The organism is Corynebacterium glutamicum ATCC 13032, from assembly GCF_000011325.1.
Classification (GTDB): domain Bacteria; phylum Actinomycetota; class Actinomycetes; order Mycobacteriales; family Mycobacteriaceae; genus Corynebacterium; species Corynebacterium glutamicum.
Genome location: NC_003450.3, coordinates 2,723,707 through 2,738,715, shown reverse-complemented (window position 1 = coordinate 2,738,715; position 15,009 = coordinate 2,723,707). Strand labels below are relative to the sequence as shown.

The 15,009-nt window shown below is 53.8% G+C and carries 13 protein-coding genes and 5 tRNA genes; 16 read left to right on the top strand and 2 right to left on the bottom strand.

All coding sequences use genetic code 11. The features are described 5' to 3' along the window. Window positions 1-3 precede the first annotated feature (3 nt). The 5 genes from mshD to pstB all read left to right on the top strand — a co-directional run bounded on the left by mshD (window position 4) and on the right by pstB (window position 5,263). The gene (gene mshD / locus CGL_RS12860) at window positions 4-882 is read left to right on the top strand and encodes a mycothiol synthase (protein WP_011015225.1); all 879 of its coding nucleotides are present in this window, start codon (window positions 4-6) and stop codon (window positions 880-882) included. 294 nt (window positions 883-1,176) lie between these two features. Next, window positions 1,177-2,304: a phosphate ABC transporter substrate-binding protein PstS gene (gene pstS / locus CGL_RS12855; protein ID WP_011015224.1), complete on the top strand. Its 1,128-nt coding sequence runs from the start codon at window positions 1,177-1,179 to the stop codon at window positions 2,302-2,304. A 144-nt stretch (window positions 2,305-2,448) separates the two neighbouring features. Continuing rightward, window positions 2,449-3,516, top strand: coding sequence for a phosphate ABC transporter permease subunit PstC (gene pstC, locus CGL_RS12850; protein ID WP_011265971.1), 1,068 nt, complete (start codon window positions 2,449-2,451; stop codon window positions 3,514-3,516). Between the two features lie 14 nt (window positions 3,517-3,530). Further along, on the top strand, window positions 3,531-4,454 hold the full coding sequence (pstA, locus tag CGL_RS12845) for a phosphate ABC transporter permease PstA (protein WP_011015222.1): 924 nt from the start codon (window positions 3,531-3,533) through the stop codon (window positions 4,452-4,454). A 35-nt stretch (window positions 4,455-4,489) separates the two neighbouring features. Beyond that, window positions 4,490-5,263: a phosphate ABC transporter ATP-binding protein PstB gene (gene pstB, locus CGL_RS12840; protein WP_011015221.1), complete on the top strand. Its 774-nt coding sequence runs from the start codon at window positions 4,490-4,492 to the stop codon at window positions 5,261-5,263. Window positions 5,264-5,344: 81 nt separating this feature from the next. Here the strand turns inward: pstB and phoU are convergent, their stop codons facing one another. Beyond that, entirely contained in the window at window positions 5,345-6,079 is a 735-nt protein-coding gene (gene phoU, locus CGL_RS12835; RefSeq protein WP_011015220.1) for a phosphate signaling complex protein PhoU, read from the bottom strand. Between the two features lie 114 nt (window positions 6,080-6,193). After that, window positions 6,194-7,339, bottom strand: coding sequence for a tRNA dihydrouridine synthase DusB (dusB, locus tag CGL_RS12830; protein WP_003858945.1), 1,146 nt, complete (start codon window positions 7,337-7,339; stop codon window positions 6,194-6,196). Between the two features lie 492 nt (window positions 7,340-7,831). Between dusB and CGL_RS12825 the strand changes: the two genes are divergently transcribed. From CGL_RS12825 to CGL_RS12775, 11 genes are all read left to right on the top strand, one after another. Continuing rightward, complete coding sequence (locus tag CGL_RS12825) at window positions 7,832-9,340, top strand: acetyl-CoA hydrolase/transferase family protein (protein WP_011015219.1); 1,509 nt, start codon at window positions 7,832-7,834, stop codon at window positions 9,338-9,340. Window positions 9,341-9,507: 167 nt separating this feature from the next. Then, window positions 9,508-9,580, top strand: a tRNA-Lys gene (locus CGL_RS12820). Between the two features lie 109 nt (window positions 9,581-9,689). After that, window positions 9,690-10,511 (top strand): alpha/beta hydrolase, encoded by an 822-nt coding sequence (locus CGL_RS12815; RefSeq protein ID WP_011265970.1) that lies wholly within the window; start codon window positions 9,690-9,692, stop codon window positions 10,509-10,511. 70 nt (window positions 10,512-10,581) lie between these two features. Continuing rightward, window positions 10,582-11,319, top strand: coding sequence for a DsbA family oxidoreductase (locus tag CGL_RS12810; protein WP_011015217.1), 738 nt, complete (start codon window positions 10,582-10,584; stop codon window positions 11,317-11,319). 130 nt (window positions 11,320-11,449) lie between these two features. Continuing rightward, window positions 11,450-11,522 (top strand) — tRNA-Glu (locus tag CGL_RS12805). Between the two features lie 41 nt (window positions 11,523-11,563). After that, window positions 11,564-11,637 (top strand) — tRNA-Asp (locus CGL_RS12800). Window positions 11,638-12,137: 500 nt separating this feature from the next. After that, window positions 12,138-13,334, top strand: a complete 1,197-nt coding sequence (gene sucC / locus CGL_RS12795; protein WP_011015216.1) for an ADP-forming succinate--CoA ligase subunit beta — start codon at window positions 12,138-12,140, stop codon at window positions 13,332-13,334. Between the two features lie 21 nt (window positions 13,335-13,355). Then, window positions 13,356-14,240 (top strand): succinate--CoA ligase subunit alpha, encoded by an 885-nt coding sequence (sucD, locus tag CGL_RS12790; RefSeq protein ID WP_003863158.1) that lies wholly within the window; start codon window positions 13,356-13,358, stop codon window positions 14,238-14,240. 119 nt (window positions 14,241-14,359) lie between these two features. Beyond that, window positions 14,360-14,433 (top strand) — tRNA-Asp (locus CGL_RS12785). A gap of 32 nt (window positions 14,434-14,465) precedes the next feature. Then, window positions 14,466-14,541, top strand: a tRNA-Phe gene (locus CGL_RS12780). Between the two features lie 116 nt (window positions 14,542-14,657). Then, window positions 14,658-14,948, top strand: coding sequence for a GNAT family N-acetyltransferase (locus CGL_RS12775; protein ID WP_011015215.1), 291 nt, complete (start codon window positions 14,658-14,660; stop codon window positions 14,946-14,948). Window positions 14,949-15,009 lie beyond the last annotated feature (61 nt).

The window sequence follows — 15,009 nt, the reverse complement described above, 5'->3', positions numbered from 1 at the left end:
GACATGAATACTTCCGATCGTATTAAAAGCACTCAAATCGCGCTGGATCGTGACCTCCGTGAGCAGGCACTATTGCTTTTGAAGGAGGTTCGCGCAGTTGATGGCGTGGATGCTTTATCAGAACAATTTGTCCGTGGGCTTGCAGAACCCGGACTTGGTCACTCCCATTTAATAGTCACGCTCAATGACAAACTGGTTGGCCTCGCGGCCACGGATGAGGAAACCACGGAACTGGCTGTCCACCCGGCGCACAGGCGTCAGGGAATCGGTAAGGCGCTTATCGACGCCACCCCCACCTCATCAATCTGGGCGCATGGAAATACAGCAGGTGCACAAGCGTTGGCATCCACCCTGCGTATGAAGAAGACTCGCGAGCTTCTGGTGATGGAGATTTCCGACAGGGCGCTCGATGACTCTGCAGCATACAAAGATCCAGATGGAATTACACACAGTAGTTTGGCGAATGCCCCTGTGGAGAAATCAGTAGCTGAGGCTAAATGGCTTCAATCCAACAACGAAGCATTCGACTGGCATCCCGAGCAGGGCGGATGGACAACTCATCGGTTGGCGCAGGCTCAGAAAGCCGATTGGTACAAGGACTCTGACGTGTTATTCCTCTGGGACGGCGAAGAGATCGTTGGCTTCCACTGGGTAAAGCAGCACAGTCCAGAATTACAAGAGATTTACGTAGTTGGCCTTTCTTCAGCCTACCGTGGTCGCGGCTTGGGAGATCCGCTTGTTCGCCTCGGACTGCATCACATGAGGGCTCATGGTGCTCGAAAAGTGATTCTTTATGTGGAAGCTGGCAACACTCCGGCAGTCGCGGCATACGAAAAACTGGGATTCACTGTCGCGGAAAGCCACGTAGTTTACGAAAAGTAAAAAAGAGACTTGCTAAAAACCTGTGAGAATAATAAGAATCGGTGATTTTCGTTCCGCAGGGGTCGAAAATTGCCGATTTTTGTGATTAGAGTCTCCAAATGTTACGAGTGAGATGTGGGTAGTGGCAGAATTTGCCGAACGATAGCCCAGAGTTCATAAGTTGTTAACCAAATTAGCCTGAGTTAGTCATTTCAAGGTCTTAGGTTTTTAAGTCGTGAGCAATCCGGAGGGAAACTAGCCCGCCTACAGGATCTGCTCAGACGATGTCTTCACTTAAACCGGAAAGGCTTCCCCGTGAACCTCACTCTTAAGCGCTCCATCGCCCTTGTGGGCGCAGTTACTGCAGGCTCCTTCGCTCTTGTAGCTTGCTCCGACTCCAATGAGTCTGATTCCACCTCCTCATCTGCAGCTTCCACCGGTTCTTCCGATGCTGCATCCATTGAGGGCCTTTCCGGTGTTACCGGTCAGCTCGTTGCTGAAGGTGCATCTTCCCAGCAGTCCGCAATGGACTACTTTGGTATCCGTTACTCCGAGGCTGTCAGCGGTGCATCTCTGGCTTACACCCCTTCAGGTTCCGGTTCCGGCCGCACCAACTTCGCTGCAGGCCAGGTTGCTTTCGGTGGCTCCGACTCCGCAATGAAGGACGACCAGGCTGCAGAAGCAGAAGCACGTTGCAACGGCAACGAAGCATGGCACCTGCCATTCGTTATCGGCCCAGTTGCAGTTGCTTACAACCTGCCTGGCGTTGACACCCTGAACCTGGACACCAACATCATCGCTCAGATCTTCAAGGGCGAGATCACCAAGTGGAACGACGAAGCAATCGCTTCCCAGAACGAGGGCACCGACCTCCCAGACCAGGACATCTCCGTTCTGTACCGTTCCGAAGAGTCCGGTACCTCCGACAACTTCCAGAAGTTCCTCGGAGCTTCCACCGACATCTGGGAGACCGAAGGCCAGCAGTTCCCAACCGAGGTTGGCTCCGGTGCGCAGGGCTCCAACGGTGTAGCTTCTGAGGCTTCCAACATCGAGGGTGCAATCACCTACGTTGAAGCTGGTTTCGCTAACCAGTCCGGCCTGGGCGTTGCAAACATCGACTTCGGTTCCGGCCCAGTTGAACTCAACGCTGAGTCCGTTGGCGTTGCACTTGGTGCACTCGACTTCCTGACTGAGGGCCACAACATGGTTGTTGACACCGACGCTATGTTCGCAATGAACGAAGCCGGTGCTTACCCACTGATCCTCACCACCTACGAAATCGTCTGCTCCGCAGGCTACGACGAGACCACCCGCGACCAGGTCAAGGACTTCCTGACCGTTGCACTGGACTCCCAGGATGACCAGCTCGAGGCTCTCGGCTACATCCCAGTTACCGGCGAGCACTACGATCGCCTCGTTGCAGCAGTTGAAGCAATTCAGTAATAAACCGCTGCCGTAGCTTCACGAAACCAGTGTGAAGTTGCACTTTAAGTGAATCGGGCGCCCTCTCCCAGCAATTGGGGGTAGGGCGCCCGATTTTCCTAACAAGCTTTTTATCAATACGCCAGTTAAGGAAATAAACCACCAATGGCCACTAATGAGTCAGTCTCGGAGAAGCAACGCCTGGATGCAACCAGGGTGCAGGCACATCCTGTAGCAGTTAATGCGAACTCCTCTCAGACCAAGCCTTCAAAGAAGATTGTCGCCGAAGGTGGCGGAAGCGTTAAGCGTCCCGGCGATCGCATCTTCGAAGTCCTATCCACCGCTTCTGCAGCAATCATTACTGCGATAATCATTGCCATTGCGGCGTTCCTTATCTGGCGTGCTGTTCCCGCCTTGATGCGAAATGCTGAAGGTATTGGCGGATTCTTCACTTATTCAGGCGCTTGGAACACCACCGACATTGATGCAATGTACTTCGGTATTCCAAACCTGCTAGCTGCAACACTTCTCATCTCTGTCATCGCACTGATCATCGCCATGCCGATTGCTCTTGGTATTGCGATCTTCTTGTCCAACTACTCACCAAAGCGCCTGGTTAAGCCACTTGGCTACATGGTGGACATGCTGGCTGCTGTGCCTTCCATCGTCTACGGCCTTTGGGGCTGGCAGGTGCTCGGACCAGCTCTGTCCGGTTTCTACACCTGGATTGAAAGCTGGGGCGGAAGCTTCTTCCTCTTCGCTACTTACCAAAACTCACCTTCTTTTGCTACCGGCCGTAACATGCTCACCGGTGGCATCGTGCTCGCAGTGATGATCCTTCCTGTTATCGCAGCAACCGCACGTGAAGTTTTCATACAGACTCCAAAGGGCCACATTGAATCTGCTCTTGCACTTGGCGCAACCCGCTGGGAAGTCGTTCGTTTGACGGTTCTCCCATTCGGAATGTCCGGCTACGTTTCCGGCGCGATGCTCGGCCTCGGCCGCGCACTGGGTGAGACCATGGCGCTATACATGGTTGTTTCTCCATCCTCGGCGTTCCGCTTCTCGCTTTTCGATGGCGGTACCACCTTCGCAACGGCCATCGCCAATGCCGCTCCAGAATTCAACGACAACACCCGCGCAGGCGCGTACATCTCCGCCGGCCTCGTGCTGTTCGCCCTTACCTTCATCGTCAACGCTGGCGCTCGCGCCATGGTTAACCGCGGAAAGTAGAAGGGGACAAAATCATGACTAACAATGTTGTTACTCCGCGCATGGATGAGCCTTTAAAGAAGAGCTCAGCCTTCACCGACATCTCCTCCAGCCGTAAGACCACCAACACCGCAGCAACCGTCATCATTTATGGTGCGATGCTCATCGCAGCTGTGCCACTGGTTTGGGTGCTGTGGACCGTGATCTCTCGAGGCATCGCTCCGATCCTCACTGCTGATTGGTGGTCCACCTCCCAGGCTGGCGTCATGCTGATGCTGCCAGGCGGCGGTGCAGCTCACGCCATGATCGGTACCTTCATGCAGGCGGTAGTCACCTCGGTGATTTCCATTCCAATCGGTATCTTCACCGCAATCTACTTGGTGGAATACTCCAACGGTAACCGTCTCGGACGCTTGACCACCTTCATGGTTGACATCCTCACCGGTGTTCCTTCCATCGTTGCGGCACTGTTCGTGTACTCCTTGTGGATCGTGCTCTTCGGCTTCGACCGCTCCGGCTTCGCAGTGTCCCTGTCACTGGTGATTTTGATGGTTCCAGTGATCATCCGAAACACCGAAGAAATGCTCCGCGTTGTTCCTCAGGATCTGCGTGAAGCGTCCTACGCACTGGGCGTGCCAAAGTGGAAGACCATCGCAAAGATCGTTCTCCCAACCGCACTGTCCGGTATCGTCACCGGCGTCATGCTCGCAGTCGCTCGTGTCATGGGTGAGTCCGCACCAGTTCTGGTCTTGGTTGGTTCCTCCCAGGCCATCAACTGGAACCCATTCGGCGGTCCGCAGGCTTCCCTTCCACTGATGATGCTTGATATGTACAAGGCCGGCACCGCACCAGCAACGCTGGACAAGCTGTGGGGCGCAGCCCTCACCCTGGTGCTCATCATCGCTGTCCTGAACATTGGCGCACGAATCATCTCCGCCAAGTTCTCTGTCAAGCAATAATAATCTCAGAAAATACAACAGGAGTATCTAAAGCGATGTCGAAGCTCAAGCTCAATGATGTCAACATCTACTACGGTGATTTCCACGCAGTGCAGAACGTGAACCTCGAGGTTCCTGCACGCTCTGTCACCGCATTCATCGGACCATCCGGCTGTGGCAAGTCCACAGTTCTCCGCTCCATCAATCGTATGCACGAGGTCACCCCAGGTGCATACGTCAAGGGCGAGATCCTTCTCGACGGTGAGAACATCTACGGCTCCAAGATCGACCCAGTTGCAGTCCGTAACACCATCGGCATGGTCTTCCAGAAGGCTAACCCATTCCCAACCATGTCCATCGAGGACAACGTGGTTGCAGGTCTGAAGCTTTCCGGCGAGAAGAACAAGAAGAAGCTCAAGGAAGTTGCTGAGAAGTCTCTTCGTGGCGCAAACCTGTGGGAAGAGGTTAAGGATCGTCTGGACAAGCCAGGCGGCGGCCTCTCCGGTGGTCAGCAGCAGCGTCTGTGCATCGCTCGCGCGATCGCGGTTGAGCCAGAAATCCTCCTCATGGACGAGCCTTGCTCCGCGCTTGACCCAATCTCAACCCTGGCTGTGGAGGACCTTATCCACGAGCTGAAGGAAGAGTTCACCATCGTCATCGTGACCCACAACATGCAGCAGGCTGCACGTGTGTCCGATCAGACCGCGTTCTACTCCCTGGAGGCGACCGGTAGGCCAGGTCGTCTGGTTGAAATCGGACCTACCAAGAAGATCTTCGAAAACCCAGATCAGAAGGAAACCGAAGATTACATCTCCGGCCGCTTCGGATAAATCGAAGAATTAAAGCCACTACCCACCACCTGATTAATTTCAGATGGTGGGTAGTGGCTTTTAGCGTCGAGAAGCAGCTTTTTACTCGCTGGTGCGGAACTGCCGCTCCAGCTCGGCCCAGCGCTTCTCCATGTCGGCATCGGCCCTTTGTTGCTCGCGCTTTTCCATGTACTCCTCCGGGTGCAGCCCGGTGGACAGGTAAATGATACGGGCGGCCACGTTTACCGTGTGATCGGCGTAACGCTCGTAGAAGCGGGAAAGCAGCGTCAAATCAACCGCGCTCTTGGTGTCGTGAGGCCAAGGACGCAGCGTGAGAATACGCATGATGTGCTGATGCAGATCATCCACCGCGTCATCGCTTTTAGCCATCTCTAGGGCAAGATCTGGTTCAGGATCAATGAGGATCTGACGAATATGATCTGTCATGTCAGCTGCGAGGCGGGCCATCTCCTTGAAATAGCCACGCATGTCCTCCGGGATCACCGGATCGGGGTAACGGCGGCGCACGGAATTAGCCACGTGCATTGCCAGAGCACCCATACGGGTAATTTCCTCGACGATGTAGATGGAGGAGACAACCTGGCGAAGATCACGGGCTACAGGAGTTTCAAGCGCCAAAAGTTCGACGGCTTGAGACTCGCATCCAGTACGAAGCTCTTCAAGCTTTTCTGCATTGCCTAAAGCGCTTTCTGCCGATGCCAAAGAAGTGCGCAGGAGGGCATCAGTCGCCTTATCCATGCACTCCTTAGTTAGATCACACAAAATGATTAGATTGTGTGCGAATTCATCCAATTGCTGTCTATATGCAGTACGCATGGCAACACTATAAGGCGATAATGGTATTTCTGCAGGCCTAAAACACCCCTTTAAGATTGAATCACCTAATAATGGGGGATAGCCAACTATTGGCGGGGGTAAGTATTAAATTAACTACCCTCCGGAGTTTTCCATTTCTGCGCCTTTAGGAACAGTGGCATCCTCAGGATCGTCCAACCAGCCATCTGGAAGTGCCACCTTTGCAGGAGCGCCCTGTCGACCTCGTGCACCTTCCGCGTCCTCTGCCTTGGCGGTGGAGTCAGCCCATGGTGCTAGGAGATCCTCAAGCTCCACATAGGTGGAAACCTTGGCCAGATTGGAGCGGAATTCGCCGCCAACAGGGAAACCGCGCAGGTACCAACCCATGTGCTTACGCAGATCGCGCAGCCCCTTGGTTTCGCCATCATGCTGCATGAGGAGTTCTGCGTGGCGCAGGATGATTTGGGTAACTTCGCCGAAGGTAGGCTCCTCTGGGATTTCTTCTCCACGAACAGCAGCAGACAGCTCAGCAAAGAGCCAAGGCCTGCCCAGGCAACCACGCCCAACCACGACGCCATCGCAGCCAGTTTGCTCCATCATGCGCGTTGCATCGGATGCCGCGAAAATATCGCCATTGCCCAAAACTGGGATGCCGGTATCTGCCAAATGCTCCTTCAGGCGCGCGATCTCGTTCCAATCAGCCTCACCGGAATAGCGCTGCGCCGCAGTGCGGGCGTGAAGCGCTACGGACTTCGCGCCGGCGTCGACAGCAATGCGTCCAGCATCCAAGTGAGTATGGTGCTCATCATCAATACCAACGCGGAACTTCACCGTCACCGGAATGTCCGTGCCTTCCGTAGCCTTCACAGCCGCGGAAACGATGTTTTCAAACAAACGGCGCTTGTAAGGAATCGCAGAACCGCCACCCCGGCGCGTGACCTTTGGAACCGGGCAGCCAAAGTTCATATCAATATGATCCGCCAAGTTTTCATCAACGATCATCTTCGCCGCTTCGTAGGTGTACTTCGGGTCAACCGTGTACAGCTGCAAGCTTCGGGGATTTTCATCCGGCGCGAAGGTGGTCATGTGCATGGTTTTCTCATTGCGCTCAACAAGAGCACGCGCAGTCACCATTTCACAGACGTACAGCCCCGAGATTGTTCCCGTGCGTTGCATTTCCTGTTCACGGCACAGCGTGCGGAAAGCAACGTTGGTTACACCAGCCATGGGGGCTAGAACCACAGGGGAGGCAAGGTCAAAGGGGCCGATTTTTAAAGTCACCTAACTATTGTCCCCCGTGAATCAGGTTGGGCAAAATATTTGAAGCAAATTGTGAGCAGGGCGCAACTAGGAAAGTGGTGTGCTTTCACTTTTTGGGGGCTGGGGTTGGGTTAAGCTTCGCGGGCTCTAGGGTTGGTCTGAGCTTTATTCCTGGGCTTTGGGAGGCTTGCAAACAGGGGGCATGCAAATTTGGGGGTAATGCTGGGCCTTGAAATCCCACTATCACAGATAGTATTCGGGCATTTCCTGTCACGATGGTTTATCCTTGGGACACAACATCAAAGTGGGGTACATCATATGCTTCCGGTTGAAGTGACCTATCTGAAAAGATTGGTCGAACCTTGAAGCAATGGTGTGAACTGCGTTAACGAATTTTGTCGGACGTTAAAATGGTCGCATTCTGCTTGCTGAAGTGGCACACCTATGTGTTCTGCTTGGGTATAGCAGTGCGGGAAAAATTTGAAAAAGTCCGATTACCTGAGGAGGTATTCAATGTCTGATCGCATTGCTTCAGAAAAGCTGCGCTCCAAGCTCATGTCCGCCGACGAGGCGGCACAGTTTGTTAACCACGGTGACAAGGTTGGTTTCTCCGGCTTCACCGGCGCTGGCTACCCAAAGGCACTGCCTACGGCAATCGCTAACCGGGCTAAAGAAGCACACGGTGCAGGCAACGACTACGCAATCGACCTGTTCACTGGCGCATCGACCGCCCCTGACTGCGATGGCGTACTTGCAGAAGCTGACGCTATCCGCTGGCGCATGCCATACGCATCTGATCCAATCATGCGTAACAAGATCAACTCCGGCTCCATGGGATACTCCGATATCCACCTGTCCCACTCCGGCCAGCAGGTTGAAGAGGGCTTCTTCGGCCAGCTCAACGTAGCTGTCATTGAAATCACCCGCATCACTGAAGAGGGCTACATCATCCCTTCTTCCTCCGTGGGTAACAACGTTGAGTGGCTCAACGCTGCAGAGAAGGTCATCCTCGAGGTTAACTCTTGGCAGTCTGAAGACCTCGAAGGTATGCACGACATCTGGTCTGTTCCTGCCCTGCCAAACCGCATTGCCGTGCCAATCAACAAGCCAGGCGACCGCATCGGTAAGACCTACATCGAGTTCGACACCGACAAGGTTGTTGCTGTTGTTGAGACCAACACCGCAGACCGCAACGCACCATTCAAGCCTGTCGACGACATCTCTAAGAAGATCGCTGGCAACTTCCTCGACTTCCTGGAAAGCGAAGTTGCTGCAGGTCGCCTGTCCTACGACGGCTACATCATGCAGTCCGGCGTGGGCAACGTGCCAAACGCGGTGATGGCAGGCCTGCTGGAATCCAAGTTTGAGAACATCCAGGCCTACACCGAAGTTATCCAGGACGGCATGGTGGACCTCATCGACGCCGGCAAGATGACCGTTGCATCCGCAACTTCCTTCTCCCTGTCTCCTGAGTACGCAGAGAAGATGAACAACGAGGCTAAGCGTTACCGCGAGTCCATTATCCTGCGCCCACAGCAGATCTCTAACCACCCAGAGGTCATCCGCCGCGTTGGCCTGATCGCCACCAACGGTCTCATCGAGGCTGACATTTACGGCAACGTCAACTCCACCAACGTTTCTGGCTCCCGCGTCATGAACGGCATCGGCGGCTCCGGCGACTTCACCCGTAACGGCTACATCTCCAGCTTCATCACCCCTTCAGAGGCAAAGGGCGGCGCAATCTCTGCGATCGTTCCTTTCGCATCCCACATCGACCACACCGAGCACGATGTCATGGTTGTTATCTCTGAGTACGGTTACGCAGACCTTCGTGGTCTGGCTCCACGTGAGCGCGTTGCCAAGATGATCGGCCTGGCTCACCCTGATTACCGCCCACTGCTCGAGGAGTACTACGCTCGCGCAACCTCCGGTGACAACAAGTACATGCAGACCCCTCATGATCTTGCAACCGCGTTTGATTTCCACATCAACCTGGCTAAGAACGGCTCCATGAAGGCATAAGTTTTTTCTTGGTTTAGAAACCGCCGCCTCGACAACATTTCGAGGCGGCGGTTTCTTTTATTACCTGGGTTTTGAGCGTTAAATTAGACCAGGTCAGGCTAGTGTTTGGTAGCTAATTGAGGGCGATTTTAATAAGGCCGGTGCCATGTACTAATATGGTCTGAGTTGGGCCTATAGCTCAGTTGGTAGAGCTACGGACTTTTAATCCGCAGGTCTTGGGTTCGAGTCCCAATGGGCCCACATCTTAAGTACCCCTGTTTTGGAGAATGCTCCGAGCCAGGGGTACTTTTCTTTTCCTCACACACAGTAGCTGCTGAGAAAAATGAAGACCTTTTGTTAGGTTGGGAGTATGACCAACCCATACGAGGCCTTCATACCGCTCAAGCATCGTACGGGGATTGAACCCGAGCACACCTTTTGGGAATGGGAAAACAAAAGGGTTCACATTGCAAGGAGACGTCGAGAAGCGCCCGTCCGCGTTATCGTGGTGCATGGGCTAGGCACCCATAGTGGCGCCCTCTGGCCCCTCGTCGCGGCCATTGAGGGCGCGGACCTCGCCGCGATCGACCTGCCTAAAACTCCGCTTTACGACGATTGGCTGCGCCTTTTAGAATCTTTCATCTCTTCCGAAGACGACGGTCGGCCACTCATCCTGATCGGTGCAGGCACCGGAGGCTTGCTTTGCGCAGAAGCTGCACACCGCACAGGACTGGTCGCACACGTCATTGCCACCTGCCTGCTCAACCCCTCCGACCAGCCGACGCGCCGGGCACTGTTCAGGTTTTCACCGCTGACTCGGTTGATCCAAGGCCGCTTGCGCAACCGCGAAATTCCCGTGACCAGAGTGTTGAACTTCAGCAAAATCAGCCGCAGCCCAGCCCTGAGCAAATTGTGCGCGGCCGATGAATTTAGCGGAGCATCCAAAATAACCTGGGGTTTCCTCGCGTCATATGTGCAACACAAGGCCAAACTGGGTGCAGTTCCCGTCACTCTGATGCACCCTGACCACGACCTTCTGACTCCCGTTGAGCTCAGTCTGCGTACGCTTTCGCGCCTCAAAGCGCCCACTGACGTGGTTATGCTCAAGGACTGCGGGCATTTTCCCATCGAAGAACCCGGCTTCACCACCATGCTCGAAACCGTCACATCAGTTATCGCGCGGAATAGTTAGCGGGCGCATGTGGTTGGGATATATGAATAAATCTATTCCAACTACGCGTAAAACGAGGACGTTTAAAGCTATGTCTATTGAATTCTCCGCACCAGCAAAAATGAAAATCGAAGTGTGGAGCGACATCATGTGCCCCTTCTGCTACATCGGCAAAAAGCGCCTCGACGACGCCCTAAGTACCTTTGACCAGGCCGGACGCATCGAAGTGGAATACAAGAGCTTCGAACTCATGCCAGGCCTAGAAACCCACCCACTGCGTTCCGACGTTGAATACCTCGCCGACGCCAAGGGCATGAGCCTCGAGCAGGCCCGCCAAATGAACGGCCAAGTCCAAGCAATGGCACAAGCCACCGGACTTGAAATGAATCCTGACGAAACCATCGCGGCCAACACCATCAACGCGCACCGCCTTACCCACTTCGCGAAAGCCCACGGCAAGCAACAAGAAGTGGCGCAGGAACTCTTCAAGGCTCACTTCGTAGACGGCAAGAACGTTGATGACCTCGATGTGCTGGTCTCCATTGCTGCAGAGGTTGGTCTCGATGCCAGTGCAGCCCGCGAAGCTCTCGAATCCGACGTGTACACCAACGAAGTCCAACAAGACGTCCACGAAGCCCGCCAACTCGGCGTCCAAGGTGTGCCCTTCTTTGTATTCGACCGCAAATACGCCATCAACGGCGCCCAACAAGAAGAAGTATTCACCGGCACCGTAGAAAAAGCCTTCGAAGAGTGGGCAGCCGAAAACCCAGTCAGCCCATTTGAGGTCATTGACGGCCAAAGCTGCTCCGTCGACGGCACCTGCAACTAACTTTTGGGACCTATGTGCGTGACTGCTTTCAAACCTTCACAAAACATGTCTCTAAACATGCAGGTCAGGGCGCGATTTTGCGGTTTGAAAAAAGTCACGTATATTCTTATCCAGTCGCCAAGAGCGACGAGCTCCCATCGTCTAGGGGCCTAGGACACTGCCCTTTCACGGCAGCGACACGGGTTCGAATCCCGTTGGGAGTACTACTTCCCCAAAGGAAGTAGCAGTGAAATGCTGCACATGAGGCCCTGTGGCGCAGTTGGTTAGCGCGCCGCCCTGTCACGGCGGAGGTCGCGGGTTCAAGTCCCGTCAGGGTCGCAGCAATGTGATAACAGAGGTTGTACTTTTTCTTCAAGAAATTGTACAGCCTCTGTTTTTTATTTTCTGGTGTGTTTTTGGGGTCTCAGGTTTCGGGTTTCTTAAGAGCGGGGGTTTCTTAAGTTCGACTTCTTGCTTACGACTTCACGGTAGCGACTTCTTATGCTCAACTTCTCGTGGTCGATTTCAGTCGGATTTTCCTGGATTTCCTAGTGAAGTCGCCTTTGAGAAGTCGGTGTTAAGAAGTCGAACTCTAGGGGCTGTCAGGTTAAGCCTCACGGATGTCATGTTTTGACCGGCTAGTTGCCGGAAAACCTGCGGAAAAGTTCCCAAGGGGTGGGGGCTGAGCACCACGGATCCAATTTTGTTGCAATTTGCAAAGTTTACAGTGTTAGACTTCACAATACGATCATATTGGTGAGTTGAAACACTTACTTTTACGGGAAGACTTTGTTAAAGACGCAGAAGGCTCTAAGCATGGGCCGGAAATGGAATTGGCAGTGGATCTTTTTGAATACCAAGCACGGGACCTCTTTGAAACCCATGGTGTGCCAGTGTTGAAGGGAATTGTGGCATCAACACCAGAGGCGGCGAGGAAAGCGGCTGAGGAAATCGGCGGACTGACCGTCGTCAAGGCTCAGGTCAAGGTGGGCGGACGTGGCAAGGCGGGTGGCGTCCGTGTGGCACCGACGTCGGCTCAGGCTTTTGATGCTGCGGATGCGATTCTCGGCATGGATATCAAAGGACACACTGTTAATCAGGTGATGGTGGCGCAGGGCGCTGACATTGCTGAGGAATACTATTTCTCCATTTTGTTGGATCGCGCGAATCGTTCGTATCTGGCTATGTGCTCTGTTGAAGGTGGCATGGAGATCGAGATCCTGGCGAAGGAAAAGCCTGAAGCTTTGGCAAAGGTGGAAGTGGATCCCCTCACTGGTATTGATGAGGACAAAGCGCGGGAGATTGTCACTGCTGCTGGCTTTGAAACTGAGGTGGCAGAGAAAGTCATTCCGGTGCTGATCAAGATCTGGCAGGTGTATTACGAAGAGGAAGCAACACTCGTTGAGGTGAACCCGTTGGTGCTCACGGATGACGGCGATGTGATTGCGCTTGATGGCAAGATCACGCTGGATGATAACGCTGATTTCCGCCATGATAACCGTGGTGCGTTGGCTGAATCTGCCGGTGGCTTGGACATTTTGGAACTGAAGGCCAAGAAGAATGATCTGAACTACGTGAAACTTGATGGCTCTGTGGGCATCATTGGCAATGGTGCAGGTTTGGTGATGTCCACGTTGGATATCGTGGCTGCAGCTGGTGAACGCCATGGTGGGCAGCGCCCCGCGAACTTCCTAGACATTGGTGGCGGAGCATCAGCTGAATCGATGGCTGCTGGTCTCGATGTGATCCTTGGGGATAGCCAGGTACGCAGTGTGTTTGTGAATGTGTTTGGTGGCATCACCGCGTGTGATGTGGTGGCAAAGGGAATCGTTGGAGCTTTGGATGTGCTCGGCGATCAAGCAACGAAGCCTCTTGTGGTGCGCCTTGATGGCAACAACGTGGTGGAAGGCAGACGAATCCTCGCGGAATATAACCACCCTTTGGTCACCGTTGTGGAGGGTATGGATGCAGCGGCTGATCACGCTGCCCATTTGGCCAATCTTGCCCAGCACGGCCAGTTCGCAACCGCTAATTAGTTAAGGAGCACCTGTTTAATCATGTCTATTTTTCTCAATTCAGATTCCCGCATCATCATTCAGGGCATTACCGGTTCGGAAGGTTCAGAGCATGCGCGTCGAATTTTAGCCTCTGGTGCGAAGCTCGTGGGTGGCACCAACCCCCGCAAAGCTGGGCAAACCATTTTGATCAATGACACTGAGTTGCCTGTATTTGGCACTGTTAAGGAAGCAATGGAGGAAACGGGTGCGGATGTCACCGTAATTTTCGTTCCTCCAGCCTTTGCCAAAGCTGCGATCATTGAAGCTATCGACGCTCACATCCCACTGTGCGTGATTATTACTGAGGGCATCCCAGTGCGTGACGCTTCTGAGGCGTGGGCTTATGCCAAGAAGGTGGGACACACCCGCATCATTGGCCCTAACTGCCCAGGCATTATTACTCCCGGCGAATCTCTTGCGGGAATTACGCCGGCAAACATTGCAGGTTCCGGCCCGATCGGGTTGATCTCAAAGTCGGGAACACTGACTTATCAGATGATGTACGAACTTTCAGATATTGGCATTTCTACGGCGATTGGTATTGGCGGTGACCCAATCATCGGTACAACCCATATCGACGCTCTGGAGGCCTTTGAAGCTGATCCTGAGACCAAGGCAATCGTCATGATCGGTGAGATCGGTGGAGATGCAGAGGAACGCGCTGCTGACTTCATTTCTAAGCACGTGACAAAACCAGTTGTGGGTTACGTGGCAGGCTTTACCGCCCCTGAAGGAAAGACCATGGGGCATGCTGGCGCCATCGTGACAGGTTCAGAAGGCACTGCGCGAGCAAAGAAGCATGCATTGGAGGCCGTGGGTGTTCGCGTGGGAACAACTCCGAGTGAAACCGCGAAGCTTATGCGTGAGGTAGTTGCAGCTTTGTAACTAACAGGCCACAGATCTTAGCTTTGACCAGCGGATTTGTGGCTAATCGCCCGGTCTGTGTAGAGTATTCATCTGTGCGCAGGACAGTGTGACAAACACTGAATAGTGCATGGCTTTAAGGCCCTGTGGCGCAGTTGGTTAGCGCGCCGCCCTGTCACGGCGGAGGTCGCGGGTTCAAGTCCCGTCAGGGTCGCTGGAGTTGGTCTATACTGTAGAGCAGCCCCTGGCCAGATAGCTCAGTCGGTAGAGCGTTCGCCTGAAAAGTGAAAGGTCGCCGGTTCGATCCCGGCTCTGGCCACCATCTACACCCTGTTTTATTTCTTAGGAAATAAAACAGGGTGTCTTTGTGTTCAAAAGGTATAAAGGAAGAGTAGTTCCGGTTAATTCCACCGGGATGAGATACCGAGGAGAACGCACATGAGCGAGAACAAAAACATTGAGATTGTCCACAATGAAGGACAGAAGCGCTTTGTTATCAGCGTTGATGGAACGCCAGCTGGATTTGCCAGCTATTTAGACGGCCCGGATATCCGCAACTTCAACCACACTGTTATTAAGCCTGAATTCCGTGGACAGGGACTGTCTGCGCCATTGATCAAGTTTGCTTTGGATGATGCACGTGAGTCCGGTATCCGTATTCATGATGCTTGCTCTGCAGTCGCTGGCTTCATTCAGAAGAACCCTGAGTATAAGGATCTAAAGAACTAGCTGGCACAGGGGGGTGGTTCTCACGGGTAGTGCTGAGAAGCGCACAGGGGCGGTTTTAGAC

What these genes read in the sequence shown, in the direction of transcription:
- CGL_RS12815 (WP_011265970.1), top strand. Translation starts at nt 9,690, where the DNA reads ATGACCAACCCATACGAGGCCTTCATACCGCTCAAGCATCGTACGGGG.
- mshD (WP_011015225.1), top strand. Translation starts at nt 4, where the DNA reads ATGAATACTTCCGATCGTATTAAAAGCACTCAAATCGCGCTGGATCGT.
- pstA (WP_011015222.1), top strand. Translation starts at nt 3,531, where the DNA reads ATGACTAACAATGTTGTTACTCCGCGCATGGATGAGCCTTTAAAGAAG.
- sucD (WP_003863158.1), top strand. Translation starts at nt 13,356, where the DNA reads ATGTCTATTTTTCTCAATTCAGATTCCCGCATCATCATTCAGGGCATT.
- phoU (WP_011015220.1), bottom strand. Translation starts at nt 6,079, where the DNA reads ATGCGTACTGCATATAGACAGCAATTGGATGAATTCGCACACAATCTA.
- pstC (WP_011265971.1), top strand. Translation starts at nt 2,449, where the DNA reads ATGGCCACTAATGAGTCAGTCTCGGAGAAGCAACGCCTGGATGCAACC.
- pstB (WP_011015221.1), top strand. Translation starts at nt 4,490, where the DNA reads ATGTCGAAGCTCAAGCTCAATGATGTCAACATCTACTACGGTGATTTC.
- CGL_RS12775 (WP_011015215.1), top strand. Translation starts at nt 14,658, where the DNA reads ATGAGCGAGAACAAAAACATTGAGATTGTCCACAATGAAGGACAGAAG.
- CGL_RS12825 (WP_011015219.1), top strand. Translation starts at nt 7,832, where the DNA reads ATGTCTGATCGCATTGCTTCAGAAAAGCTGCGCTCCAAGCTCATGTCC.
- CGL_RS12810 (WP_011015217.1), top strand. Translation starts at nt 10,582, where the DNA reads ATGTCTATTGAATTCTCCGCACCAGCAAAAATGAAAATCGAAGTGTGG.